25 protein-coding genes are annotated in these 25,930 nt (G+C 65.3%); 18 read left to right on the forward strand and 7 right to left on the reverse strand.

Going from position 1 to position 25,930, the window contains the following annotated elements; translation table 11 throughout:
* Positions 1–96: 96 nt before the first annotated feature.
* Positions 97–960 (reverse strand): MurR/RpiR family transcriptional regulator, encoded by an 864-nt coding sequence (locus tag OU426_RS11160; RefSeq protein WP_267634069.1) that lies wholly within the window; start codon positions 958–960, stop codon positions 97–99.
* 128 nt (positions 961–1,088) lie between these two features.
* On the opposite strand from OU426_RS11160, the gene OU426_RS11165 reads away from it, so the two are divergent.
* From OU426_RS11165 to OU426_RS11190, 6 genes are all read left to right on the forward strand, one after another.
* Positions 1,089–1,871, forward strand: coding sequence for an N-formylglutamate amidohydrolase (locus tag OU426_RS11165; RefSeq protein ID WP_267634070.1), 783 nt, complete (start codon positions 1,089–1,091; stop codon positions 1,869–1,871).
* An 87-nt stretch (positions 1,872–1,958) separates the two neighbouring features.
* Positions 1,959–3,326, forward strand: a complete 1,368-nt coding sequence (locus tag OU426_RS11170; protein WP_267634071.1) for a glutamine synthetase family protein — start codon at positions 1,959–1,961, stop codon at positions 3,324–3,326.
* A gap of 74 nt (positions 3,327–3,400) precedes the next feature.
* Complete coding sequence (locus OU426_RS11175) at positions 3,401–4,786, forward strand: aldehyde dehydrogenase family protein (RefSeq protein ID WP_267634072.1); 1,386 nt, start codon at positions 3,401–3,403, stop codon at positions 4,784–4,786.
* Positions 4,783–5,943 (forward strand): iron-containing alcohol dehydrogenase, encoded by a 1,161-nt coding sequence (locus OU426_RS11180; RefSeq protein WP_267634073.1) that lies wholly within the window; start codon positions 4,783–4,785, stop codon positions 5,941–5,943. The genes OU426_RS11175 and OU426_RS11180 overlap by 4 nt, the downstream gene beginning before the upstream one ends.
* Before the next feature lie 146 nt (positions 5,944–6,089).
* The gene (locus OU426_RS11185; RefSeq protein ID WP_267634074.1) at positions 6,090–7,328 is read left to right on the forward strand and encodes an NAD(P)/FAD-dependent oxidoreductase; all 1,239 of its coding nucleotides are present in this window, start codon (positions 6,090–6,092) and stop codon (positions 7,326–7,328) included.
* A gap of 145 nt (positions 7,329–7,473) precedes the next feature.
* Entirely contained in the window at positions 7,474–8,778 is a 1,305-nt protein-coding gene (locus OU426_RS11190) for a UDP-glucose dehydrogenase family protein (protein ID WP_267634075.1), read from the forward strand.
* 147 nt (positions 8,779–8,925) lie between these two features.
* Here OU426_RS11190 and OU426_RS11195 read toward each other — a convergent pair whose 3' ends face one another.
* Positions 8,926–9,576, reverse strand: coding sequence for a pyridoxamine 5'-phosphate oxidase family protein (locus tag OU426_RS11195; protein ID WP_267634076.1), 651 nt, complete (start codon positions 9,574–9,576; stop codon positions 8,926–8,928).
* Between the two features lie 74 nt (positions 9,577–9,650).
* Between OU426_RS11195 and OU426_RS11200 the strand changes: the two genes are divergently transcribed.
* On the forward strand, positions 9,651–11,057 hold the full coding sequence (locus OU426_RS11200; protein WP_267634077.1) for an aminotransferase-like domain-containing protein: 1,407 nt from the start codon (positions 9,651–9,653) through the stop codon (positions 11,055–11,057).
* Here the strand turns inward: OU426_RS11200 and OU426_RS11205 are convergent.
* The 4 genes from OU426_RS11205 to OU426_RS11220 all read right to left on the reverse strand — a co-directional run bounded on the left by OU426_RS11205 (position 11,047) and on the right by OU426_RS11220 (position 14,807).
* Entirely contained in the window at positions 11,047–12,558 is a 1,512-nt protein-coding gene (locus tag OU426_RS11205) for a malonate--CoA ligase (RefSeq protein ID WP_267634078.1), read from the reverse strand. The two genes, OU426_RS11200 and OU426_RS11205, sit on opposite strands and share 11 nt — an antisense overlap.
* Positions 12,559–12,696: 138 nt before the next feature.
* Positions 12,697–13,482, reverse strand: a complete 786-nt coding sequence (locus OU426_RS11210; RefSeq protein WP_267634079.1) for an iron chelate uptake ABC transporter family permease subunit — start codon at positions 13,480–13,482, stop codon at positions 12,697–12,699.
* Positions 13,475–14,278 (reverse strand): metal ABC transporter ATP-binding protein, encoded by an 804-nt coding sequence (locus tag OU426_RS11215; protein ID WP_267634080.1) that lies wholly within the window; start codon positions 14,276–14,278, stop codon positions 13,475–13,477. The genes OU426_RS11210 and OU426_RS11215 overlap by 8 nt, the downstream gene beginning before the upstream one ends.
* A gap of 1 nt (position 14,279) precedes the next feature.
* Complete coding sequence (locus tag OU426_RS11220; protein ID WP_267634081.1) at positions 14,280–14,807, reverse strand: Fur family transcriptional regulator; 528 nt, start codon at positions 14,805–14,807, stop codon at positions 14,280–14,282.
* A gap of 76 nt (positions 14,808–14,883) precedes the next feature.
* Here OU426_RS11220 and OU426_RS11225 point away from each other — a divergent pair, with 76 nt between their 5' ends.
* From OU426_RS11225 to OU426_RS11235, 3 genes are all read left to right on the forward strand, one after another.
* Entirely contained in the window at positions 14,884–15,831 is a 948-nt protein-coding gene (locus OU426_RS11225) for a zinc ABC transporter substrate-binding protein (protein ID WP_267634082.1), read from the forward strand.
* Between the two features lie 61 nt (positions 15,832–15,892).
* Positions 15,893–16,756 (forward strand): SMP-30/gluconolactonase/LRE family protein, encoded by an 864-nt coding sequence (locus OU426_RS11230; RefSeq protein ID WP_267634083.1) that lies wholly within the window; start codon positions 15,893–15,895, stop codon positions 16,754–16,756.
* Positions 16,757–16,915: 159 nt separating this feature from the next.
* Positions 16,916–17,422 (forward strand): GbsR/MarR family transcriptional regulator, encoded by a 507-nt coding sequence (locus OU426_RS11235; protein ID WP_267634084.1) that lies wholly within the window; start codon positions 16,916–16,918, stop codon positions 17,420–17,422.
* 27 nt (positions 17,423–17,449) lie between these two features.
* Here OU426_RS11235 and OU426_RS11240 read toward each other — a convergent pair whose 3' ends face one another.
* Positions 17,450–18,847 carry a sensor histidine kinase gene (locus OU426_RS11240; RefSeq protein WP_267634085.1) on the reverse strand — a complete coding sequence of 466 codons (1,398 nt, stop codon included), beginning with the start codon at positions 18,845–18,847 and terminating at the stop codon, positions 17,450–17,452.
* Between the two features lie 223 nt (positions 18,848–19,070).
* On the opposite strand from OU426_RS11240, the gene rpmH reads away from it, so the two are divergent.
* The 8 genes from rpmH (at position 19,071) to yihA (ending at position 25,862) form a co-directional block, all read left to right on the forward strand.
* Complete coding sequence (rpmH, locus tag OU426_RS11245) at positions 19,071–19,205, forward strand: 50S ribosomal protein L34 (protein ID WP_267634086.1); 135 nt, start codon at positions 19,071–19,073, stop codon at positions 19,203–19,205.
* 17 nt (positions 19,206–19,222) lie between these two features.
* Positions 19,223–19,654 (forward strand): ribonuclease P protein component, encoded by a 432-nt coding sequence (gene rnpA, locus OU426_RS11250; RefSeq protein ID WP_267634087.1) that lies wholly within the window; start codon positions 19,223–19,225, stop codon positions 19,652–19,654.
* Entirely contained in the window at positions 19,651–19,881 is a 231-nt protein-coding gene (gene yidD, locus OU426_RS11255; protein ID WP_267634088.1) for a membrane protein insertion efficiency factor YidD, read from the forward strand. The genes rnpA and yidD overlap by 4 nt, the downstream gene beginning before the upstream one ends.
* A 55-nt stretch (positions 19,882–19,936) precedes the next feature.
* A complete protein-coding gene (gene ttcA, locus OU426_RS11260; protein ID WP_267634325.1) occupies positions 19,937–20,812 on the forward strand; it encodes a tRNA 2-thiocytidine(32) synthetase TtcA in 876 nt (291 codons plus the stop codon).
* A 68-nt stretch (positions 20,813–20,880) separates the two neighbouring features.
* On the forward strand, positions 20,881–22,437 hold the full coding sequence (locus tag OU426_RS11265; RefSeq protein ID WP_267634089.1) for a putative bifunctional diguanylate cyclase/phosphodiesterase: 1,557 nt from the start codon (positions 20,881–20,883) through the stop codon (positions 22,435–22,437).
* Positions 22,438–22,636: 199 nt separating this feature from the next.
* On the forward strand, positions 22,637–24,463 hold the full coding sequence (yidC, locus tag OU426_RS11270; RefSeq protein WP_267634090.1) for a membrane protein insertase YidC: 1,827 nt from the start codon (positions 22,637–22,639) through the stop codon (positions 24,461–24,463).
* Positions 24,460–25,215 carry an MOSC domain-containing protein gene (locus tag OU426_RS11275; protein ID WP_267634091.1) on the forward strand — a complete coding sequence of 252 codons (756 nt, stop codon included), beginning with the start codon at positions 24,460–24,462 and terminating at the stop codon, positions 25,213–25,215. The genes yidC and OU426_RS11275 overlap by 4 nt, the downstream gene beginning before the upstream one ends.
* Positions 25,212–25,862 (forward strand): ribosome biogenesis GTP-binding protein YihA/YsxC, encoded by a 651-nt coding sequence (gene yihA / locus OU426_RS11280; protein WP_267634092.1) that lies wholly within the window; start codon positions 25,212–25,214, stop codon positions 25,860–25,862. Before OU426_RS11275 ends, yihA begins: the two co-directional genes overlap by 4 nt.
* Positions 25,863–25,930 lie beyond the last annotated feature (68 nt).

Below are 25,930 nucleotides of genomic sequence, written 5' to 3' on the forward strand. Positions count from 1 at the left end.
CCCCGCCGCGGCGCCGCCCCCCGCCCCCCCCCCCCCCCCCCCCGCGCCCCCCCCCCCCCCCCCCCCCCCCCCCCCCCCCCCCCCCCCCCCCCCCCGCTACTTGCCGCGCCGAAAGAACCGCGAGCGCGAATAAAGCTCTTCGAGCCGCCGCATCCTGGCTTGCGTCTCGTCCCAGGTCAGATTCTCGGTCGCGGCCAGAAGGGTTTCCAGCAGAAGCTGGATCGCCACGGTCGAATCCCAGGCCGACGGCGCCTCGACATGGGCCGAGAGGCGATGGCGGGCATGGGCGGCGGCGGGCGAGACCCATTGATCGGTGATAAGAACGACCTCCGCCCCCTGCGCAGCCGCCGCTTCGACAAGCTGCAGCACATTGTTTTCATAGCGCCTGATGTCCAACGCCAGCAGCACATCGCCCGGCGCCATGTCGATGATCGCGGGAAGCCAAGCATTGGCGCGGTCGGAAATCAGGCTCACGTCGCGGCGGATGACCTTCATATGGGTGACGAAATAGTCGGCCAAAGCATGGGTGATCCGCCCACCCATCGCAAAGATGCGACGACCCGGATCAGCCATCAGGCCCGCGATCGCATCGAACTCCGCCTGATCGATCTGCGCAAGCGTCGCCTGAAGGTTCGCGACCACCGCATCGGCGAAGCGGTTGAGCATATGGGTCTGCGGCACGCCGCCCGCCCAGCGGTCGTGTTTCATCAAGGGTGAGATCAGCCGTTCCTCGACCTCGGCGCGCACCGTCACCTGAAAGTCGGGATAGCCCTTGAAGCCCAGCTTCTGGGTGAGTCGCACCACCGTCGGCGTCGAGACCTCTGCCGCCTTGGCAAGCGTGGTGATCGAGCCGAGCACCGCCACCGGATAATTGCGCATGATGTGGCTGGCCAGCTGCCGCTCGGCCCGGGTCAGTTCGTCGAAGGCCGCCTTGATCTGCTGCTCGATCGTCTGCTTCATCCGTCCGCTGCCCTTCCGCATATGACTTAGAAAAGATCGTAACAGAAAATTTCTGCCGGGAAACATATTGACAGTCTCGCGCCGACATATGACCGTGGCGGCCAAGACCCGGGGGACTTCTGCCGAACATGAGTGTTTCGCACAACAGATTTGACACGCCGGTCGCTGTCGAGAACCCCGGTGGCGACAGCGATGTGCTGATCGTCTGCGAACATGCGTCGAACCATTTCCCAGAAGAATTCGGTACGCTGGGCCTCAGCGAGGCGGACCGGCGCGCCCATATCGCCTGGGACTCGGGTGCATTGGGTATCGCGCGCGGCCTGTCGGCGCGGCTGAACGCGACACTGGTGCGCGCGACGGTCTCGCGGCTGATCTATGATCTGAACCGCCCACCGGACGCGACCGGTGCGATGCCCACGAAAAGCGAGATATTCGACATCCCCGGCAATGCGTCAGTCGATGACGCCGAAAGGCTGCGGCGAACGCAAGCGATCTACCTACCCTTCCACGCCCGGCTTCATGCCGAGATCGCCGCGCGAATCGCGGCGGGGCGCCCGCCGGTCATCGTGACGATCCATTCTTTCACGCCTGTCTATTTCGGCAAGGCGCGCGCGGTTGAATTCGGCGTCATCCATGATGCCGACCCCGCGCTTGCCTTGGCGACCGTCGAGGCTGCGCGCGCCCTGACCGATTTGCGCGTGGAACTGAACGAACCCTATTCCGCTGCCGATCAGGTCACGCATACACTCCGCTTGCAGGCCACCCCCTACGGGCTGAGGAACGTGATGCTGGAAATTCGCAACGATCTGATCGCCACACCCGGCGCCGAGGAGGCGATGGCCGACAAGTTGGTCCCCGTCCTCAGGCGCGCCATGGGCGAATTGCAGCGGGGCCGTCATCGAAGCGCCTGATCAAGGCTGAGACTTCGAGGTGACTGAATACATTCGGACGAAGCGGCGCCAGAAGGCGGCTTCGCCAACGAAGGGGAGAGACGGACTATGGCTGGAAATCTGACACTTGACGCGCTGAAGAAAGCGGTCAAGGCGGGCGAGATCGATACGGTTCTGGTGGCAGGCATCGACATGCAGGGCCGCCTGATGGGCAAGCGCTTTCACGCGCAGTTCTTTCTCGACGGCGGCTGGGAGGAGACGCATTGCTGCAACTACCTCCTCGCCGTCGACATGGAGATGAACACCGTCCCCGGCTACAAGACCTCGAGCTGGGAAAAGGGCTACGGCGACTATGTGATGAAGCCCGACCTCGCGACGCTGAGGGTCATTCCCTGGCTGCCCGCGACGGCGATGGTCCTGTGTGACCTCCTTGACCACCACACGCACGAGGAAGTTGCCCAATCCCCCCGCGCCATCCTGAAGAAACAGGTCGCCCGCGCCCGCGCGCTCGGATTCGAGCCGATGATGGCGACGGAACTGGAATTCTACCTGTTCGAGAACAGCTATGAGGCGCTGCGCGACACGAACTTCACCGGCCTGAAGCCGATCAGCGCCTATAACGAGGACTACCACATCTTCCAGACCACCAAGGAAGAAGATGTGATGCGCGCCGTCCGCAACGGGCTTTATGCGGCAGGGATCCCGGTCGAGAATTCCAAGGGCGAGGCCGATGCCGGTCAGGAAGAGATCAACTACCGCTATTCCGACGCGCTGGATACGGCCGACAACCATACGATCGTGAAGGCGGGCGTGAAGGAAATCGCCTGGTCCAAGGGCCGGTCGGTGACCTTCATGGCCAAGTACGACCACCGCAAGGCCGGATCGTCGAGCCACATCCACCAGTCGCTCTGGACCAAGGACGGCAAGCCCGTCTTCATGGACAAGGACGATGCCCACGGCATGTCGGCCACGATGAAGCATTACGTCGCGGGCCAACTGACCTATGCGCGCGAGATCACGGCCTTCCTGGCGCCCTACGTGAACAGCTACAAACGCTTCTGCATCGGTCTGTTCGCGCCCACCAAGGCCGTCTGGTCGGCCGACAACCGCACCGCCGGCTTCCGCATCTGTGGCGAACACACGAAGGGCGTGCGCGTCGAATGCCGCATCCCGGGGTCGGACGTGAACCCCTACCTCGCCTGCGCCGCACTCCTGGCAGCGGGCCTCGCCGGCATCGAACAGAAGCTGGAGCTGGAGCCCGAACTCAAGGGCGACATGTACAACACCAAGGGCATCCGCGAGATCCCGCATACCTTGCGCGAGGCGGCCGACCTGCTTCTTGGCTCCGACATGCTGCGCGAGGCCTTCGGCGACGAGGTGGTCGAACATTACCACCATGCTGCCCAGTGGGAGATCTCGGAAACCGACCGTGTGGTGACCGATTTCGAAATCCAGCGGCTTCTGGAACGCGCTTAATCTGTAGGGCGGGCTTCAGCCCGCCTTCTTTGCATGATGGCGGGCTGAAGCCCGCCCTACCAAGGACGACCCAAATGAAAACCATCCAACTCATTTCGCCCGTGGACGGCTCGGTCTATGCCGAACGCACGCCGCTCACCCCCGACGCCGCCCTGGCCGCCGTCGCCCGCGCCAAGGCCGCCCAGAAAGGCTGGGCCGCACGTCCGCTCGCCGACCGCATCGCGCTGGTGAATGCGGGCGTCGAGAAGCTGAACGCGATGCAGGCGCCCATCGTCGAGGAAATCGCCTGGCAGATGGGCCGCCCGACCCGCTACGGCGGCGAGTTTGGCGGCGTGAATGCCCGCACCGCCTACATGTCGGAAATCGCCGAAAAGACCCTCGCCCCCCTGATGGTCGAGGATTCGAATGCCTTCCGCCGCTACCTCGCGCGCGAACCCGTGGGTGTCGTCTTCATCGTGGCGCCCTGGAACTATCCCTACCTGACCACGATCAACACGCTCGTCCCCGCGCTCATCGCCGGGAACACGGTCGTCCTGAAACATGCCTCGCAGACCATGCTGGTCGGCGAACGTCTGGCCGAGGCTTTCCATGCCGCAGGCATCCCCGAGGACGTCTTCCAGAACGTCGTCCTCGACCATGCCACGACCGAAATGCTCATCCAGAAACGCTCCTTCGGCTTCGTAAACTTCACCGGTTCCGTCGGCGGCGGTCAGGCGATGGAACGCGCTGCTGCGGGCACCTTCACGCCCCTCGGGCTTGAACTCGGCGGCAAGGACCCGGGCTATGTCCGCGAAGATGCGAACGTCGATGCCGCCATCGACACGCTGATGGACGGCGCGCTTTACAACGCCGGCCAGTGCTGCTGCGGGATCGAACGCATCTATGTGCATGAGCGGCACTATGACCGCTTCGTCGAGGGCGCCGTTGCCTGGGCATCGGGCCTGAAGCTTGGCAACCCGTTCGACGCGGCCACCACCATCGGCCCGATGGCCAACAAGCGCTTCGCTGCCACCGTCCGCGGTCAGATCGCCGAGGCGGTCGCCGCCGGGGCAAAGCCGCTCATCGACCCCAAGCTCTTCCCGGCCGATGACGGCGGCGCGTACCTGGCGCCCCAGGTTCTGGTGAACGTCGACCATTCGATGAAGGTGATGATGGAAGAAAGCTTCGGCCCGGTCGTCGGCATCATGAAAGTCTCCGGCGACGAAGAAGCGATCCGCCTGATGAACGACAGCCCCTATGGTCTGACCGCCTCGATCTGGACGCAGGACTATGATGTCGCCGCCAATATCGGCGCCCAGATCGAAACCGGCACGATCTTCATGAACCGCGCCGATTACCTCGACCCCGCGCTATGCTGGACCGGCTGCAAGGACACCGGTCGCGGCGGCTCGCTCTCCTATCTCGGGTTCCACTCGGTGACCCGTCCGAAATCCTATCACCTGAAGCAGGTCCAGAAATGAGCCACAACGTACCAAACCGGAACTGGTCCTACCCGACCGCGATCAAGTTCGGCGTCGGCCGCATCGCGGAACTTGCCGAACATTGCGCGTCGGTCGGGCTGAAAAAGCCGCTCCTCGTCACCGACAAGGCGCTGGCGTCCCTGCCGATCACGGCCTCAGCACTTGACGTCCTTGACGCCGCAGGCCTCGGCCGCGCGGTCTTTTCCGAGGTCGACCCCAACCCGAACGAAGGCAACATGGAAGCGGGCATCGCCGTCTACAAGGACGGTGGCCATGATGGTGTCATCTGCTTCGGTGGCGGCTCGGCCCTCGACCTTGGCAAGATGATCGCGCTGATGGCGGATCAGAAGAAGGGCCTGTCGGTCTGGAAGCTCGAGGATATCGACGACTGGTGGACCCGCGCCGACGCCGACAAGATCGCCCCGATCATCGCGGTGCCGACGACCGCCGGAACCGGCTCGGAAGTTGGCCGCGCGGGCGTTCTGACCAACTCGGCCACCCACAAGAAGAAGATCATCTTCCATCCCAAACTCATGCCCGCAGTCACAATCTGCGACCCCGCACTGACGGTCGGCATGCCGAAATTCATCACGGCGGGTACCGGCATGGACGCGCTCGCCCACTGCCTCGAGGCCTACTGCTCGCCCTTCTACCACCCGATGTCCCAGGGCATCGCGCTGGAAGGTATGCGGCTGGTTTTCGAGAACCTGCCCAAGGCCTATGCCGACCCCGGCAACCTCGAGGCCCGCGCCCATATGATGAGCGCCGCCGCCATGGGCGCCGTCGCCTTCCAGAAGGGTCTGGGCGCGATCCACTCGCTCAGCCATCCGATCGGCGCGGTCTACAACACCCATCACGGCACCACCAACGCCGTCGTCATGCCCATGGTCCTCGACTTCAACCGCAAGGCCATCAAGGACCGGATCGCCTCCGCCGCCGCCTATCTTGGAATCAAGGGCGGCTTGAAGGGCTTCCGTGCCCGGATCATTGACCTGCGGGCAGAACTGGGTATCCCCGAAGACCTGACGAAGCTCGGCGTGACGAACCCCGACCTCGACATGCTGACCAAGATGGCGCTGGAAGATCCGTCCTGCGGCGGCAATCCGGTGAAGATGACCAAGCGCAACACAAGGGCGCTGTTCGAGGCCTGCCTCTGAAGCAGGTGGGGGGCTGCCGGCCCCCCGCACCCCCCTGGGATATTCCACCACATTGAAGCGATCGGGCTTTCACAGTGGTCCAAATATCCCGGGGTGAATTTGGCCGGAGGCCAAAGAGGGGCAGCGCCCCTCCGCATGGAGGCCGGATGAGCGAGACCACCGAGATTGCCGTGATCGGCGCAGGCGTCATCGGCCTTGCCATCGCCCACCGGCTGGCGCTGGCGGGCCGCGAGGTTCTGGTGTTCGACCCCAACGAGCCCGGCTCTGGCGCCTCCTACGGAAACGCCGGCACCATCGCCGATTATGCCGCGCAGCCCGTCGGTACGCCCGACGTCCTGAAAAACCTCCCCTCACTCCTCTTCGACCGCAATTCGCCCCTTGCGATCCGCCGCGCCGCATTGCCGTCTCTGGCCCCGTGGCTCCTGCGCTTCGCCCGCCAATCCCTGCCCGGGGCCGCGCGCCGCAACGCGATGGTCCTCGCGGGGCTACTTGCGGATGCGACCCCGCGCTGGCAGGCGCTGGCGACCGAGATCGGTGGCGCGGACCTGTTGCAGGACCGGGGTTGTCTTTACTGGTACCAAACCGATGCCGCATATCGGGCGGCCAAGGCCGACATTTCCTTCCGCCAAAGCCTTGGCGTCACCGTCGAACTGATCGACGCCGCCGAGCTGCAATCCCTCGAACCGACCCTACCGGTCACCGAAGGCGGCGCGGCCTTCTTCCCGAACGCGCGCTTCATGACCGATCCCGGCCAAATGGTCACCCGCCTCGCCCGCGCCGCCGAGGCGGCCGGCGCCACCTTCCGCCGCACCAAGGTCACCGGCCTCTCCGATGCGGGCACCGCAATGCGCCTTCAGGGCGATGGCCTCGACGTCCTCGCCCGCCATGTCATCCTCGCCGCCGGCGCCCATTCCCGCGCCCTTGCCCGCCAGGCAGACGACCGCGTGCCGCTCGACACCGAACGCGGCTATCACCTCGAATGGGACATGACCGCGCCGCGCCTGACCCGCCCCACCTGCCCGACCGCACGTGGCTTCTACCTGTGCCCGATGCAGGGCCGCCTGCGCGTGGCCGGAACCGTCGAACTGGGTGGCCTGACCGCCCCGCCCTCGCCCCACCGCCTCGCAAAGCTCGAAGAGGGCGCGCGCAGCATCTTCCCCGATCTGCCCGCGCCGTCACGCACCTGGATGGGCTTCCGCCCCTCGATGCCCGACTCGCTGCCCGTCGTCGGCCCGAGCCGGGCGGGCAACCGGGTGATTCATGCCTACGGCCACGGCCATATCGGCCTGACCCTCGCCCCCGTCACCGCAGAACTCGTGGAACGCTGCCTCACCGCAAACACCGGTGACGCTCGCCTCGCCGCCCTCTCGCCCGCGCGGTTCTGAGGCGAGGCAAGTATCGCGGGCGGCGCCGCGACTGTTCCCTTCAGGCAAACAATCGCTCTCGCCAGCCGCGCGCCGATCGCTCACCCGTTGACACTCGCCCGCCCGGGGCGGCATGTCGGACGCATTGAATTGATGAGGTTTGCTGATGAAGATCGCGATGATCGGCACAGGGTACGTCGGGCTTGTGTCAGGGGTCTGCTTTTCCGACTTCGGGCATGAAGTCATCTGCGTCGACAAGGACCCCCGCAAGGTCGAGATGCTGAAGGCGGGCCAAGTGCCGATTTACGAGCCGGGGCTTGAAGCCCTGATGGCCAAGAACGTCGCTGCCGGCCGCCTCTCATTCACCGGCGACCTCGCCACTGCGGTCGCCGGCGCCGAGGCGGTCTTCATCGCCGTGGGCACGCCGACCCGCCGAGGCGACGGCCATGCCGACCTCACCTATGTCTTTGCCGCCGCCGAGGAGATCGCCCGCGCACTCACCGGCCACGCCGTCGTCGTCACCAAATCGACCGTCCCGGTCGGCACCAACAGCAAGGTGGCCGAGGTGATCCGCAAGGCCGCGCCCCATGCCGAATTCGACGTCGCTTCGAACCCCGAATTCCTGCGCGAAGGCGCGGCCATCGACGATTTCATGCGCCCCGACCGCGTCGTCGTGGGCGTCACCTCGGACCGCGCGAAACAGGTGATGGGCGAGATCTACCGCCCCCTTTTCCTGCGCGACTTCCCGATACTTTACACCGACCTCGAAACTGCCGAGATGATCAAGTACGCCGCGAACGCCTTCCTCGCCACCAAGATCACCTTCATAAACGAGATCGCCACTCTCTGCGAAAAGGTTGGCGCCGATGTGAAGCAGGTCTCGAAAGGCATCGGCCTCGACGGCCGGATCGGCAACAAGTTCCTGCATGCCGGGCCGGGCTATGGCGGCTCGTGCTTCCCGAAAGATACCCAGGCGCTCGCGCGGACCGCGCAGGAATATGCCGCACCCATGCAGATCGTCGAAACGGTCATCAAGGTGAACGAGGAAATCAAGCGCCGCATGGTGACCAAGATCCTCGACCTTTGCGACGGCTCTGTGAACGGCAAGACCGTGGCCGTCCTTGGCGTCACCTTCAAACCCAACACCGACGACATGCGCGACGCGCCCTCGTTGACTATCGTCCCGGCCCTCGTCGGCGGCGGCGCGAAGGTCCGAGCCGTCGATCCCCAGGGCCAGCGCGAAGGAAGGCACCTGTTGCCAGGTGTCGACTGGGTTGAGGATGCCTATGAGGCAGCAAAAGACGCCGATATCGTGGTTATTCTCACCGAGTGGAACGAGTTCCGCGCCCTCGACCTCAAACGACTCGCGAAGGGTATGGCCCATGCCCGCATGGCCGACCTCAGGAATGTCTATTCGCCTGCCGACGCGAAAAAGGCCGGTTTCAGGGCCTACGCAGGCGTCGGCCGCTGACGTGTGGGGGACGCTGTCCCCCATACCCTCTGGAGCATTTTCGGACAGACCGTATGTCTGCCACGTTCTGTCCCGAAATACTCCGGGGGAGAGCTAGGGGGCAGAGCCCCCTCGCACGGATCGGCCCGCCAGCGGCAGGACGAAATCTCACGCCAAGAATTTGCGCCGCGCCGCAATAAGGCTTGCAGGTTCGGTCTTCGCGGCCGGCGTGAACCCGTCCGGCACGCCCCGCCCGATGGCCAACCCGATCGGCAGGACCCCGCTCCAGACATCCAGCGCCTGATCTTCCGGCTCGTCGATGGGCGGACCGGACCGCACCTTGACCGTCATCGCCTCGATCTCGACCGCCAGCACACCGGTCGCCTTTTCCTCCTGCGCGGTCGAGGCGCGAACCTCGCCGCTCCGCCCGGGCATCAGATGGTCGGTGATCAGCCACAGCGCCCGGTCGAACTCGGCCCTGTCCGTCACCGCCCGTGCCGTGCCATGCACCATGCAGGACCGGTAGTTGACCGACGAATTGAAGCCCGACTTCGCCACCACCAGCCCGTCGATATGGGTCACGGTCAGGCAGACCGGCAGGTCCGCCGTCTTCGCGATCACCCGCGTCTTGCGCGCGCCGTGGATATAGATCCGGTCGCCATCGCGGGCATAAGCCATCGGGATCACCATAGGCCGCCCCTCGGCCACGAAGCCTACATGTGCGACCAACCCCTGATCGAGGATTGCGTGCGCGACCGCCTCATCCTCGACCTTGCGCTTCACATAGCGGATTTTCGCATAATTCTGCGGATCGCCCATCATCTTCTCCTTCGCTTTCCCGCAGTTCTAGGCGATCATATGGTTCCCCAGTAGCTCCACTATATACAATCTTGATGGAACCACTTTTTCTGAAACCTCTCCCGCCGCTCGATCGAAGCGCCGATCAGACGCTCACCGTCCAGCTCTATCGCGCCCTCCTGGCGGCCATCCGTGCGGGCGATCTGACCGGTAGCCTCCCCTCGTCCCGCGCCGCGGCGGGCGTGTTCGGTGTCGCGCGCAACACGGTCAACGCCGCCTATGAGCTCCTTGAAGCGGAAGGCGCGGTCACGATCCGCCGGGGTGCGGCGCCGGTGATCCTCGGCCGCGCCGCACCAACGCCCACCCTGCCAATACGAAACGACCTGCCGCGCCTGTCCGAGCGCGGTCGGTCGATCGCCGCATCGGGGGAGGATCGAGACCGCGCGGGCCCGATGACGCCGGGTCAGCCCGATCCCGATCTCTTTCCGCGCGATCTCTGGGCACGCCTCCTGCGCCGGGCCGCGCGGCTCACGGCGGGCGCGGCGCTGGGATATCGTCACTATACCGGCCTGCCCGCCCTGCAAGAGGCGCTTGCTCGTCGGCTCACGACAGATCGCGGCATGGTGGTGACCCCGGAACAGATTCTCGTCACCCCCGGCGCGCAGGCCTCTCTCACGCTTCTGGCGCTGACGCTCGGCGATCCAGGCGACACAGCGCTGATCGAAGACCCCGGATATTCCGGCGCGAAGATGGCCTTCCGCCTTGCGGGTCTGAAGCTCCATCCGCTGCCCGTCGATGCCGAGGGCGCAGATTGCGGGCCGGCACCGGCGGCCCGCCTCATCTACCTGACGCCGGCGAACCAGTATCCGCTGGGCGTCCGCCTGTCCCTTGCCCGCCGTGCGGCATTTCTTGACCATGCGCGCCGTCACGACGCTGTGATCGTCGAGGATGATTATGACAGCGAGTTCCTATGGCACGGCCGCCCGATCGCCGCCTTTCAGCCCGAGGCGCCCGAGCGGATCGTCACCATTGGCACCGCCGCCAAGGCGCTCACGCCGGGGCTCAGGCTCGGTTGGATCGTCGCACCGCCCGGCCTCGCTGCGGCGCTTGCCGCCGCCCAGCGCAGCCTGGGTCTTGCCGCCAATGTGCATGCGCAGGCGGCGCTCGCGGCGCTGATCGAGGACGGGCGCTACCGCGCCCATCTCTTCCGCATCGCCGCGACCTACGGCGAGCGAGGGCGGGCGTTCGCCCGCGCGCTCCGGGCGATTCCGGGGGTGGAGGCCGCCGATCCGTCCGGCGGCGTCCAGCTGACCATCCGCCTGCCAGCCGGGTCCGAAGCCGCTGCCCATGCCGCCGTTCTTGGGGCTGGATTCGCGCCGGCAGCTCTTTCGGCCTTCTGCATCGGACCCGGCCAGAGCGGTCTCGTCGCGGGATTTGCGGATGCGACGCCGGAGCGGATCGCCGGTTTCTGCGCGGCGCTGGCGCGCGCGCTCAAACGCTGAAAAGGTCCTTCAGTTCGGCGCGCAGCAAAGCCTTCTGAACCTTGCCCATCGTGTTGCGGGGCAATTCCGCGCGCATCTCGATATGCTTGGGCTGCTTGAACTTCGCCAGCTGTCCCTGAAGCGCTGTGCGGATCGCCTCGACCGTCGCACCTTCCTGCGCCTCGCTAACAACGACCGCCACCACCGCCTCGCCGAAATCGGGATGCGGCACGCCGATGACCGCGCTTTCCAACACCCCTGGCAGCGCGTCGATCAGTTCCTCCACCTCCTTGGGATAGACATTGAAGCCGCCCGAGATCACCAGATCCTTCGCCCGACCGACGATGGTAACATAGCCATCCGCGCTCATGGTGCCGAGATCGCCGGTGATGAAGAACCCGTCGTCGCGCAATTCCTCGCGGGTCTTTTCCGGCATCCGCCAATAGCCCTGAAAGACGTTCGGGCCCCTTACCTCGATCACGCCAACCTCGCCGCGCGGCAGTTCGGCTCCGGTGGTGTCGCAGACCTTCACCTCCACTCCGGGCAGCGCTATCCCAACAGTGCCTGCCCTTCGATCGCCCTCATAGGGGTTCGATGTATTCATGTTGGTCTCGGTCATCCCGTAACGTTCCAGCACCCGGTGCCCGGTCCGCGCTTCCCAATCCCGGTGCGTCTCGGCCAGAAGCGGTGCGGAACCCGAGATGAAGAGGCGCATATGCGCGGTCAGTGCCCGGTCAAGGCGAGGGTCGGCGAGAAGGCGGGTGTAGAAGGTCGGCACCCCCATCATCGCGGTCGCCTGCGGCAGGAGGCGGATCACCTCGTCCGCGTCGAACTTCGGCTGAAAGATCATCGGCGCCCCGGCGATGAGGGCCACGTTCGTGGCCACGAAGAGCCCGTGCGTGTGGAAGATCGGCAGGGCATGCAGAAGGACATCCGCGCGCGTGAACCGCCATTCCCGCGCAAGCACTTCGGCATTGGACAGAAGGTTGCCATGACTGAGCATCGCGCCCTTGGACCGACCCGTGGTACCCGACGTATAGAGGAAAGCGGCGAGATCGCTTGCGGCGCGCGGCTCTGTTGCAGAACGCTCAGGCTGAGTCGCAGCCAGCATGCCGAAATCGCCGGTGCCGTCGCTGCCAAGCGACATGAGCGGCACCCCTGCGGCCGAAGCCATTTCCGCCAGTGCCCCCATGCGTGACGGATCGGCGAGCAGGAGCCGGGCCTCCGCGTCGGTGATGAAATAGGACAGTTCGGCCGGCGTATAGGCGGTATTGAGCGGCAGGAAGATCACGCCTGCCTGAATGGCGCCAGCGATCACCGCAAGCATCTCGGCACTCTTCTCCAGCTGAAGCGCCACCCGGTCGCCGGGCCTGAGGCCCGCCACCCGCAGGGCGCCCGCCATCTGCGCGGCACGCGCAAGAAAGGCGGCATGGGAGATGCTGCGCCCATCCGGCAGGATCAGGAACGACGTGTCGCGCCCCAGATGCGGGCCGAAAAGCGCGTCATAGAGGTGATTGATCATGATAGCTCCGCCGGGACCTGTGCTCAGATAACGGGCGACGCTACGGACAGTAAAGGGCGATGCTCCTCGTCGGCCGCCGGCCGCTCGTCGCGAGAGCGCCAGAGCGAAGAGCGCCGAAGGCTGCGATGAGCGGCGTGCTCAGACACGGCTCCGCCGCAGGGCGGAAAGAAGGAAAAGGCAGAAGGCCGCGACCACCACCGACGGTCCGGCCGGCGTGTCGAAGCGCAGCGAAGCGCCGAGGCCCGCAATGACCGCGAAGGCACCGCTCAGCGTCGCGAGGACCGCCATCCGCTCCGGCGTCGCGGCGAAGGCGCGGGCGGCTGCGGGCGGAATGATCAGCATTGCGGCGATCAGAAGCGCCCCCACGATCTTGATCGACAGCGCCACGGTGAGCCCCAGCGCCAGCGTCAGAGCCAGCCGTTCGCGGCCCGGATTGACGCCCGAGGCCTGGGCCAGTTCCTCGTTCACCGTGGCCGTCACCAGCCCGTTCCAGCGCCACAGAAGGAGCCCCAGCACCGCACCGCTTCCGGCCCAGACCCAGACCACGTCACTCCAGCCGACCGTAAGGATGTCGCCGAAGAGATAGGCCGAAAGATCGACCCTTACCGACGGCAGGAAGGAAACAGAGACAAGGCCCAGAGCCAGTGCGGAATGGGCCATCACACCCAGGAGCGTGTCGGCTTGATGGCCGCGCCCGCTGAGGCTCGCGACTGTCAGCGCAACCGATAGCGCGACGGCAAGAATGCCCAGATAGAGCGGCAGATGGAAGGCAAAGGAAAGCGCCACCCCGAGGATCGCAGCATGCGATGTGGCATCGCCGAAATAGGCCATCCGCCGCCAGACCACGAAAGAGCCAAGCGGGCCCGTCGCCAGCGTGAGACCAAGCCCGGCGAGAAGCGCGCGCAGAAGGAATTCGTCAAACATCCACCTGCTCCGACGCTTGGGTTGCGGACCGATCACTGTGGCCAGGGTCATGTGCGTGGTGATGATGGTGATCGTGACCGTCCTCGCCATGATCGTGATCATGGTCGTGATGGTGGCGGTACAGCGCCAGAACCCCGTCCTGATCAAAACCGAAGAGCGCCCTGTAGGCGGGCGCGGCAGATACGGCCTCGGGGGCGCCTTCGCAGCAGACATGGCCATTGAGGCAGATCACCCGATCCGAGGCCCGCATCACCACATTCAGATCGTGGCTGACCAGCAGCACCGCCACCCCGGTCTCCTGCCGGAGCTCCTCCAGAAGCCGGTAGAAGGCGGCGATGCCCGGCTGGTCCAGCCCTTGGGTCGGCTCGTCCAGGATGAGGATTTCCGGCGCCGACAGAAGCGCCCGTGCCAGCAACACCCGCTGGAACTGCCCCCCCGACAGCGCCAGCAGCTGGCGCGGACCAAGGCCGTCGGCCCCGGTGCGCGCAAGCGCTGCCTCCGCCGCGGCGTCAGTCACCCGGCGCGGCAGCGACAGGAAGCGGCGGACGGTCAGTGGTAGGCCGGCTTCGACCTTCAGCCGCTGCGGGACGTAGCCGATCCTGAGCCCCGCCCTACGCTCGACCGACCCAGAAGAGGCGGGCGCGAGGCCGATCAGCGCCCGGATCAAGGTGGACTTTCCCGAGCCGTTCGGCCCGATGATCGTCACGATCTCGCCCTTCGAGACCGCAAGCGTCACATCGCTTAGAACCGGCAATTCGCCGTGCCGTACCGAAAGGCCCCGCGCCGCGATCAGCATCTCAGACCTCCCCCCGCGCCCGGCAGGCCGAACAGAGGCCCAGCGCCTCGACCACCGTCCCCTCGACCGCGAAACCTGCCGACGCTGCAGACTCTGCGACGGCCGCTGCCACAGGCTCCGCAGGCGCCTCGGCCACGGACCGACAGGCGCGGCAGATCATCACCATCGGCGTATGGTCATCGCCCGGATGCATGCAGGCCATGAATGCATTCAACCGTGCGATCCGGTGCGCCATGCCGTTTTCGACAAGGAAGTCGAGTGCCCGGTAGGCGACTGGCGGCTTGTTGCCGAACCCCTCGCCCGCCAGCCGTTCCAGTACCTCATAGGCGCCAAGCGCCCGGTGCTCCTCAAGCAAGATCTCCAAAGCCCGCCGCCGGACCGGCGTCAGCTTCAGCCCGCGTTCCGCAGCAAGCTCATCGGCGCGCGCGATCAGCCCACCACAACAATTGCTGTGGTCGTGCCTGCGGAATGCCAACCCCGCGTCAGTAGCTGGCTGGGTTGACGCCTCGATATCCGCGGGTCCAATCATGTTATACTATCACATTTATCTTGACTGTTACATTATAACATATGATATCACCCTGCCGAGCACAACAGGACTTAAAATGCGCCTCACCGACACCCGCCTTGCCATCGCCGTTATTGCCCTTTCCGCTGCCTCTCCCCTTCTCGCCGATGCGCCTTTGGTCGTGACCGACATCGCGCCCGTCCAGTCGCTGGTGGCGCAGGTGATGGGTGAAACCGGTGAACCGGTACTGCTTGTCGCCAAAGGTGCCGACCCGCACGATTATCAGCTCCGCCCATCCGAGGCGCGTGCCCTCGCCTCAGCCGACCTCATCTTCTGGATCGGGCCGGAAATGACTCCATGGCTCGACCGGGCACTTTCCACTGCGCGCGCCGAAGCACCGCTGGCGCTCCTGACCACGCCGGGCACCGAATTGCGCCACTTTGCAGGGGAAGCAGCCGGTGCGCCGGGAGACCATCACGACGGCGACGACACCGGGGACGACGATGATCATGATCACGAAGGCATCGATCCGCACGCCTGGCTCGATCCGGCGAATGCCCGCGCCTGGATTGCGGCGATCCGCGACCGGCTGAGTGCGGCGGACCCTTCCCATGCCGCCGACTATGAAAGGAATGCGGCTGATGCAATGGCGCGCCTGACGGCTCTGGAAGAAGAGGTCCAGACAACACTCAGTGCGGCGCGCGGCAGGTCACTGATCACGGGCCATGATGCCTATGGCTATTTCGCCGCTGCCTTTGGCCTGACCATCGCGGCCAGCCTCTCCGAAGGCGATGCCGCAAGCCCCGGTGCGCATCATCTGAGCGAGGTGACCGAGATTGCGCGCGCCGCCTCCGACGGCTGCATCTTTCCCGAAGCCGGTCACGACCCGGCGCCTGTCGAGCAGATCGCTGCGGATAGCGGCATCAGGATCGGCGCGGTCCTCGATCCCGAAGGGCTTTCGCTTGCGCCCGGTGCTGAGCTTTACGGCCAGCTCCTGCGCGGGCTTGCCTCAACGATCATCAGCTGTCTCGCCTCTGGCGGGTAGAGCGTTAGCGCTATATCTTTCCGGACAAAGGCGCCGCAAAGGCCACCATCCGGGGAGAGAGATGAGCGAAATCTTTGATAACCGGCCCTGTGCCCTCGGCGAGGGGCCGCTGTGGCATCCCGTGCGGGGCCAGCTTTTCTGGTTCGACATTACCGGGCGGCGGCTTCTGTCGCGCGATGCGAGCGGCCCGCTGGACTGGCGCCTGCCGGAGATGTGCTCGGCGGCGGGCTGGATCGACGGCGACCGCCTTCTGATGGCGTCCGAGACCGGCCTTTGGGTCTTCGATATCGAAAGCGGCGCGCGCGACCGCGTGACGGCACTGGAGGCCGACAATCCCGTGACCCGCTCGAACGACGGCCGCGCCGATCCCTGGGGCGGCTTCTGGATCGGCACGATGGGCAAGCAGGCGGAGCCCGAGGCCGGGTCGATCTGGCGCTATTACCGGGGCGAATTGCGGCTACTCTTCCCGAAGATCACCATCTCGAACGCCATCGCCTTCACCCCGGACCGGCAATTCGCGACTTTCGCAGATACGGCGCGCGGCATGGTGTGGCGCACGGCGCTCGATCCGCTTCATGGCTGGCCAAAGGGCGAGCCGGAACCTTTCCTTCGTGCACGCGCAGGCGGCATGACCAATCCCGACGGCGCCGTCTTTGATACCGACGGCATCTTCTGGCTGGCGGAATGGGGCGGCTCGCGGGTCGCGTCCTACGGGCCGGACGGCCGGTTCCTGCGGGCGGTTGCGGTCGGCGGACGCCATTCCTCCTGTCCCGCCTTTGGCGGCGATGACCTGAAGACCCTTTTCACCACCACAGCCCGGCAGGGCCTGCCGCCGGAGGTCCTGGCGGTCGAACCGCTGAACGGCGCGACTTTCCGCTGCGAGGATGTTGCCCCGGGCATGGCCGAAGCGCGCGTCATTCTCTGACCCGCGGCCGGCGCGGGATCAGCGCGCCCCCAAACCCGAGGTGCCGGGGCCATGCCCCCGCGCCGAGAGATGGCTTGATCTCGTGCGCCCACGGGCGCACGAGATCGCATTTTGAAAGAAGCCGTTGCGCCCGGACGCGCGAACGGTGATCTTGTTGCCATGCCAGAGACAGACCGGACGCTCGCCCTTCTTTTCGCCGACATTGCCGATGCCTTCGGCCTCTCTCGCCCGGCGGGGCAATGTTTCGCCGCGATCTGGCGCGCAGCGCAGCCGCCCTGCGCCGACGATCTGGTAGCGAGCCTTGGCCTTGCCCGCTCCAATGTCTCCACCGCTCTGAAGGACCTGCGCAGCGCGGGCCTAGTCAGCACCGCCCGCACGCCCGGCGACCGGAAGGAGTATTTCACCGCCCCTGCCGACCCGTGGGAGCTTCTGCGCCTCCTGGCCGCGCACCGGCAGCGCACCCTGATGCTGCCGCTCCTCGACCGACTGATGCAGGCAGAAGCCACCACGCCCGATAGCCGCCTCGCCGCGCTGCACGACACTTTGTCGACGGCCTCAGCGGCCATGGCGGGACTCGCCACGCTCGACGCGGGCGGCTTTGCAAAACGGGTCAATGCACTCGCGGACCCTTCCGAAAAGCCGAAGAAGAAAAAGAAGAAGCGCTGAATGCCCCTGCCGCGCCCGCTCCAATGCCTATTGCGGATCGGAAAAGCTTAGTTCGCGTGGCAGGTGCGCCATGAATTCCGTGCCGTTCTCGTCCGACCGCACAAGTTCAAGCCGCCCGCCATGGCCCCTGATCAGTTCCGCCGCGATGGCAAGGCCGAGACCGGTGCCGCCCTTACGGTTGCCCGCATGGAACGGCTCAAAGAGATGCTCGCGGGTCTTCTGCGGCAGGCCGGGGCCAGTATCGCCCACACGGATCCACCAGCCGCCCTCCTCCTCGCCCGCGCCGATCTCGATCGTGCCGGGCTGGCCCGTCGCCTCGATCGCCTGACGGGCATTGCGGGTCAAGTTCGACAAAACCCGGTAGAGCTGCTCGCGATCCGCCCGCATGGTCAGCGCCGGTGCGATGTCGGTGACATAATCGACAAGCCCATTGCCCGCGATCCGCTCGCCCTCGACAATCTCCTCGACCAGCCCCGACAGCATGAAGCGCGCAAGCGTCGGCGGCGGCTCTTCGGCCTTGCCGAAAGCCAGCGTCGATTCGCAGAGCGACACCGCCCGCCCGATCGCCGCGATCAGCTTCGGCGCGGCGCGGGCAACCGTGGGATCCTTGCTCATCTCGATCCGGTCGCTCATCAGTTGCGCCGTCGTCAGAATATTGCGCAAGTCATGGCTGATCCGCGCCACGGCGCCGCCAAGCTGCGCGAGCCGTTCCTTCTGCCGCAGAGCCGAGGTGAGTTGCTTTTGCAGGCCCTGCAGCGCCTCCTCCGCCTCGCGCAGCTCGACCACATCCGATTGCGGTTCGATGACACGCCGCGCATCCTCGGGCGCCTCCGCGTAGGAGGACATATGGCTGACCACGCGTCGGATCGGCGCCACCAGAAGCCGCCCAACCGCCAGAAACAGAAGCCCAGCGGTCAGGACAGAGATCACCGCCGACAGGCCGAGGATCCGCACGCCATAGTCGATCATCGCCGCACGCAGGGGCGCGGTATCCATCGTCACCTCGATCAGCATCCCCGCCTGCTTCACCGGATCGCCAATGACCCGCATCACCCGGTTGTCCGGCTCAAGCAGGCAGTGGATGGCATCGCGGATTAGCTCCCAGGCGGAGGGATCGCGCATGTCATAGGTCGCCTCGATCGTTTGGCGGATCGGCGAGGAGAGGACGAGCTGGCGCGCCTCGTCACGCCTCAGGACAACGTTATAGACCTCGGCATTGGCCAGAAGCTCACCCTCGACCTTCTCGTCGATCATGTCGCCCGCCGCCAGAAGCGACAGCGACGCGATCTGAGCACGTTCCAGACGCGAACGGATGTAATCCTCGCGGAAACGCGCAACCGAGGGGACGAAGATCAGGATCTCCGCCAACATGACGAAGAGCGCGGTCAGGATGAGGAAGCGCCCGGAAAGGGTCTTGAGAAACATATTCGGCCCTTCGCGGCCCCAGCGTTTTCCGGCGCGGAATGCGACGGGTTGGCCAGAGGATAGTCATGCCGGCGCGACACTGCAAACCGCTCGGCATCAAAGACCAAGAATTTTCCCGGGGGCTGAGTTGACTTGGGTCCACCATGCGTCTATGGACCGGGCTTCGAATGAAAGGCCTTCGAATCCCTTCCGGGTTTGGGCCCGATGAGCCGGAGCAAGAAAAATGAAACGCACCTATCAACCGTCGAACCTGGTTCGCGCCCGCCGCCACGGCTTCCGCGCGCGCATGGCGACCAAGGGCGGCCGCAAGGTGCTGAACGCCCGCCGCGCCCGTGGCCGCAAGGTCCTGTCGGCGTAAGTTCACCGATACACGGCATGACACCGCCGGAGGCTCCCGCGACTGGCCCTGACGGGTCGGGGGCGGCGCAGCCCCCGGCGGTTTCCGTTCGTCTGGATGTTCTGAGGAACCGCTCCGACTTCCTCAAGGCGGCACAGGCCAGGCGGCAGTCGGCGGGCAGTTTCCTACTTCAAGCGCGTCGCCGTGGCCCCAATGAGGTCGAAGGCGAGGCCGGGGGCTCCCTCATCCGCGTCGGCTTCACCTGTTCGAAGAAGGTCGGCAACGCCGTCGCCCGCAACCGCGCCAAGCGCCGCCTGCGCGAGATCGCACGGAGCGTCCTGCCAGGTACCGGGCGCCCGGGCTGGGACTATGTGCTGATCGGCCGGCCCGGCGTCACAGCCGATCGCGACTTCGCGCTGCTTCTCTCTGACCTGCGGACCGCGCTCGCCCAGGTCCACCGCAAGCCATGAGCCCGCTTGCCCAAGTTCTCGCCCTGCCCGTTCGGGCCTACAGGCTGCTTCTCAGCCCCTGGGTCGGGCACAATTGCCGCTATCAGCCGACCTGTTCAGCCTACGCTCTGGAAGCGCTGGAAAGGCATGGTGCGGTGAAGGGCGGCTGGCTCGCGCTGCGTCGGATCGGTCGCTGCCATCCGTGGGGCGGGTCGGGGCATGATCCGGTGCCGCCCGGACGGGACTGAGGGGCGGCTTTTCGGGGCGATTGCGGAACGGTGTCGCATCTGCGATAGCCATGCCATGCTTGACGATCTCGACGATATCCATCCGCTGTTCCATGGTGCGCCTTCCTCGACCGAGTTCAGGAAGCTCAGAAAACGCATCGTGCGCGATGTGCGCGAGGCGATCGAGACCTATGGTATGATCGAACGCGGCGCGCGCTGGCTCGTCTGCCTGTCGGGCGGCAAGGACAGCTACACGCTTCTGGCCGCGCTCACCGAGTTGAAATGGCGGGGGCTTCTGCCGGTCGATCTGCTGGCCTGCAATCTTGATCAGGGCCAGCCGGGCTTTCCGGCGACGGTGCTGCCGGAGTTCCTGACCCGCATGGGCGTGCCGCACAGGATCGAATATCAGGATACCTATTCGGTCGTGACGTCGAAGATCGCGCCGGGCGGAACCATGTGTTCGCTCTGCTCGCGGCTCCGGCGCGGGAACCTCTACCGAATCGCGCGCGAGGAAGGCTGCAGCGCGGTGGTCCTTGGCCATCACCGCGACGATATCCTTGAAACCTTCTTCATGAACCTCTTCCATGGCGGGCGGCTCGCCACCATGCCGCCGAAGCTTCTGAATGAGGATGGCGATCTGTTCGTCTACCGCCCGCTCGCCTTCGTAGCCGAGTCGGACTGCGAGCGCTTCGCAAAGGCGATGAACTACCCGATCATCCCCTGCGACCTTTGCGGCAGTCAGGAGGGCCTGCAACGCGCACAGGTCAAGAAGCTCTTGAACGAATGGGAGACGCGCAGCCCCGGCCGCCGTCAGGTGATGTTCCGCGCCCTTCTGAACGCGCGGCCCTCGCATCTGCCGGACCCGAAACTCTTCGATTTCCTCGGCCTCGCGCCCGGCAGGCCGCAGAGCGCCGATCCGGACGTGCCACCGAGGCTTTCAGACACGGATTAACTTCGTGGTCACTTCGTTCTGCTTAGGTTCTCTTCAAGGCCGGGTTGGCCTGCGAGGAAAGGGAACCCATGCTGCGATCGTTGCTGCCGACGCGTAGTGGGATGGCGGCCGGGCTGAAGCGCGTCTGGCGCCCCGCCTATCTTGGCCTGGCGCCTGCCGCGGCTCTGGCCTGGCTCTGGTTCGGGGCAGAAGGCGCGATCATCCTTCTTGTCGCTGCCCTCCCCATCGCACTCGCCACCGAACCCGACGCTGCCCCGGGCGCCCGTGGCCCGGCGCCGCCAGAACATGAACCACGCGATGCGCTGAGCGGCCTCGTGCTGCGTACCCGCGCTGAACACGCATTGCAAACCGTGCTGACCCATGCGGCCTCGACCGGCAAAAGCACCGCCTGTCTTGTGCTTGTGCTGGATGACGCCCGTCTGATCGTCGAACGGCACGGTCAGGCCGCGCATGACCATGCGATACGGCGCGTGGCCGAACGGCTGCTGGTGACCATGCGCCAGCATGACACGGTCGCACGCCTTGAAGGTGACAGGTTCGCGCTGGCGCTCGGGCCTATGCGGCGGGCTGACCTTGAGACGCTGATCCAGATCGCCGCGCGTGCCCAGGCGGCGGTGCAGGAACCGATGTCGATCGATGCGATGACGCTCTATGTTTCTTGCTCGATCGGTTTTTGCCTGCCTGGGAGGATCGTCGAGCCGACGGGGGCAGCACTCCTGACCGCTGCGGAGCTTGCCGCCGACGATGCCTGGCGCAACGGTCCCTCGGCGATCCGCGCCTTTTCGCAAGAAATCGCCGCGCATGCCGAGCATCGTCAGTCGCTGCGCGACCAGATCGAATTCGCGCTCGACAATGGCCAGATCGTCGCTCACTTCCAGCCCCAGCTTTCGACGGATACCGGCGAAGTTTCGGGGTTTGAGGCACTCGCGCGTTGGAAACATCCAGAACGCGGTCTCTTGCCACCCGGTGAATTTCTGCCCGCGCTCACCTCCAGCGGTCTTGCCGCGCGACTGGGCGAGGTCATCCTCTTTCAGGCGTTGAACGCGCTTCGCGCTTGGGACCGGGCGGGCTACCGCGTGCCGAATATCGCGGTCAATTTCTGCCGGGAGGAGCTGAGGAACCCCAAGTTGGTCGAAAAACTGAAATGGGAACTGGACCGGTTCGATCTGGATGCAGGGCGCCTGACGATCGAGATCCTCGAAACCGTGGTGGCCGAGACCGAGAACGACATGGTCGTGCGCAATATCGCGGCGCTGGCGAGCCTTGGCTGCGGCATCGACCTTGATGATTTCGGCACCGGACATGCCTCGATCACCTCCATACGCCGCTTCACAGTCAGCCGGCTGAAGATAGACCGCTCGTTCGTGACACGCGTCGACTGCGACCCCACGCAGCAGCGCATGGTCGCGGCGATCCTGTCGATGGCCGAGCAACTGTCGCTGGCAACGCTCGCCGAAGGGGTCGAGACGGTCGGCGAACATGCAATGCTCGCCCAGCTCGGCTGTGGTCATGTGCAGGGCTATGCCATCGCACGCCCGATGCCTTTCGATGAGACGATTGCCTGGCTGGAGCGGCACCGGACGAAGCTTGACGAAACGCCAAATCTCGGACGCAGGACCGGCTAGTCCCGCACTGCCAAACCAGCAAGCTGATCGCGCAGAACCCGCGCGGGAGCAATGTTCCGGCCTGTGCGCCAACGCATTTGCACGTGCCCCGACGTTTCCTGCGCCACCGCGGGCCTCGATTGCCGCAAAAGACCTTGACCTTTCGCCGCCCCTTCTGTTGAACCGGCCTGATCTTGGTTTCGACGGGTGGTAGGTCCTGATGGACGATCAGAACAAGAATCTCATTCTGGCGACGGTGCTCTCCTTTCTGGTGATCCTCGTCTGGTACACGGTCTTCGCCCCGCCGCCGGGCGCCGACCTGACCGCGCCGCCGCCAGCCGCAAGCCAGCAAGCAGCGGATGGGCAAAGCATCGATCCGGCCCCCGGCGCAACCACACTAAACGACCCCGCTGCGACGACCGAGGTTGCGGCTGCACTTGCGGCCGCACCCCGCGTCGAGATCGAAACTCCTCGCCTTTCGGGCTCGATCTCGCTGCTTGGCGGGCGTATCGATGACCTTCTGCTGTCGGACTACCGGGTTTCGCTCGCAGCCGGATCCGATGCCATCAGGCTACTGTCGCCCGAGGGCGGCGCTGCAGACGCGGCGTACAAACCCTATTTCGCACTTTATGGTTGGGTTGCCGGTCAGGGCGCCGCTGCAACCGACATGCCGGGCGCAACGACCCTATGGACACTCGCCAAGGGCGATAAACTTACGCCCGACACGCCGGTGGAGCTTTCGTGGGACAACGGCAAGGGCCTGACCTTCCGGCGCTTGATCGAGGTCGACAGCGACTTCATGTTCAAGATCACCCAGTCGGTCGAGAACAAGGGCGCGACCGCGGTGCGCATGTCTTCCTATGGCGTCGTCGCGCGGCGGGGCCTGCCCAAACTCGAAGGGTTCTATATTGCGCACGAGGGCGCCATCCGCATGTCCGACGGCCGCCTCGAAGAAATCGACTATGACGAATTCGCCGATCTCGAAGTCCCGCAGCAAGGCGGCCTGCCGACAAGCGAGATCGCCGTCACCGGAAACGGCTGGATCGGCTTCACAGACAAATATTTTATGACCTCGCTGGCGCCGAGCGCTGGCCAGCCTTTCCGGTCGGTGGTGCGCTTCGACGCGTCGCGCGAAAGCTACGAGGCCTGGGCGATCGAGCCTGAGGTTGAGGTTGCACCCGGCGCAAGCGCGTCGGTCTCGACCCAGCTCTTTGCCGGCGCCAAGAAGTGGGAAGCGATCAAGGCCTATCAGGCGGCGGGCATAGACCGGTTCGTCGACGCGATCGACTGGGGGTGGTTCTACTTCCTGACCAAGCCGATGTTCCTGTTGCTTCATTGGTTGAACGGCACGATCGGCAACATGGGCTGGGCGATCATCGCGCTGACCTTCGTCATCAAGACGCTCGTCTTCCCGCTTGCGCGGAAGTCCTACATCTCGATGGCCAAGATGAAGGAACTTCAGCCCGAGATGGAGAAGCTGAAGGCAGAGGCAGGCGACGACCGCCAGAAGATGCAGCAGGGCATGATGGCGCTCTACAAGAAGGAAAAGGTCAATCCTGCCTCGGGCTGCCTGCCAATCCTGATCCAGATCCCGATCTTCTTCGCGCTCTACAAGGTGATCTTCGTCACGCTCGACCTGCGTCACGCCGCCTGGATCGGCTGGATCAAGGATCTGTCGGCGCCCGACCCCTCGTCGATCCTCAACCTCTTCGGCCTCCTGCCCTGGGCGACGCCGGAGCCCGGAAGCCTCTTTTTCCTCTTCTCGCTTGGCGTTCTGCCGATCCTTCTGGGTATCTCGATGTGGTTCCAACAGAAGCTGAACCCCGCGCCGACCGATCCTACCCAGGCTGCTGTCTTCGCTTGGATGCCCTGGATATTCATGTTCATGCTGGGCTCGTTTGCCTCGGGCCTCGTGCTCTACTGGATCACCAACAACACGATCACCTTCATCCAGCAGTACACGATCATGGCGATGCACGGGAAAAGGCCGGACATTTTCGGCAATATCCGGGCAGGCTTCAAGCGGAACGGCGCGCCCGAGAAATGACCGCGACCGTCGCCGCCCTTCAGCGCCACCCGCTGAAATCGCACGGACGCGAGGCTCTCGCGTCCGTCGTGCTAACAGCGGGCCAGGGGCTGCCGTGGGATCGCCGGTGGGCCGTCGCGCATGAGGCGTCAAAGATCACCGAAGGTGAGTGGGCGCCCTGCCAGAACTTCTCTCTCGTCTCGAAATCGCCGCAGCTGATGGCGATCGACGCGCAATTGGAACCGGTGACCGGGCAACTGACGCTTACCCATCCCGACCGGCCCGCTATCACCTTCAGACCAGACGAACCGCAGGATGAGGATCGCTTTCTGGAGTGGGTGCGGCCGCTCGTCGCCGCAAATCGCGCGCAGCCCACACGCCTATATTCGGTTGCCGACCGGGGCATGACAGATACGGACTATCCCTCGGTCTCGCTCATTTCGCTCGCCTCGAACCGGGCGCTGGGTGCCGCGATGGGCACCGACCTGTCGCCCAAGCGCTGGCGTGCGAACATCTGGGCCGAAGGGCTGGAGCCGTTCTTGGAACCAGACCTTGTCGGTCGCCGCCTGCGCGTGGGCGAGGTCTTGCTTGACGTGGTCGAGCCGATCGAGCGCTGCCTTGCCACTACGACCAATCCCGAAACCGGCGTCCGCGATGCCGATACGCTCGCCGCGCTCCGCGCCCGCTTCGGCCATCAGAATTTCGGCCTTTATGCCAGGGTAATCGAAGGCGGCACGATCCGGGAGGGCGATCAGATCGCCGTCCTGCCGTGATCCAGCCCTTCCCCTTCACCGAAGAGCCGGACGCTGACGCACGCGAGCGCGGCCGTATACTCATGACCGGCCAGGTCGAGTTCCTGAAGGGCGCGGTCGAGATGAGCCACCTACCGCCGGCCGACCGGGTGGAGATCTGCTTCGCCGGCCGGTCGAACGTCGGCAAATCCAGCCTGATCAACGCGCTGACCGGCCGCCGCAACCTTGCGCGTGCCTCGAACACCCCGGGCCGGACGCAGGAAATCAACTATTTCACCGCGGGCGAGAGCCATTATCTGGTCGACCTGCCGGGCTACGGCTTTGCCGAGGCGCCGAAGCCGATTGTCGAGAAATGGCAGCGGCTTCTGAAAGCCTATCTCGCCGGGCGCCCGACCTTGCGCCGGGTCTTCGTGCTGATCGATTGTCGCCATGGCATCAAGTCAGTGGACGAAGAGATCCTCACTCTTCTCGACCGATCCGCCGTGACCTTCCAGACGGTCTTGACCAAGGCCGACAAGGTCAAGGCTTCCGACCGCGAGGCGATCTTCGCGCAAGTGCGCGCCGCACTGCAGAAGCACCCGGCCGCCTTCCCCGAGATCATCCTGACCTCGTCGGAAAAGGGCGAAGGCATCGAGACGCTGCGCGCGGTGATCGCTGAGCTCGGCTGACGCCGAAGAATTTTCGCGAAGATTCTTCGGCCTTTGTGTTGCCCTCGTGAAAATCCTTCGCGAGGGAT

Origin of the sequence: Frigidibacter sp. RF13 (assembly GCF_026626305.1) — a bacterium.
Classification (GTDB): Bacteria; Pseudomonadota; Alphaproteobacteria; order Rhodobacterales; family Rhodobacteraceae; genus TMP-24.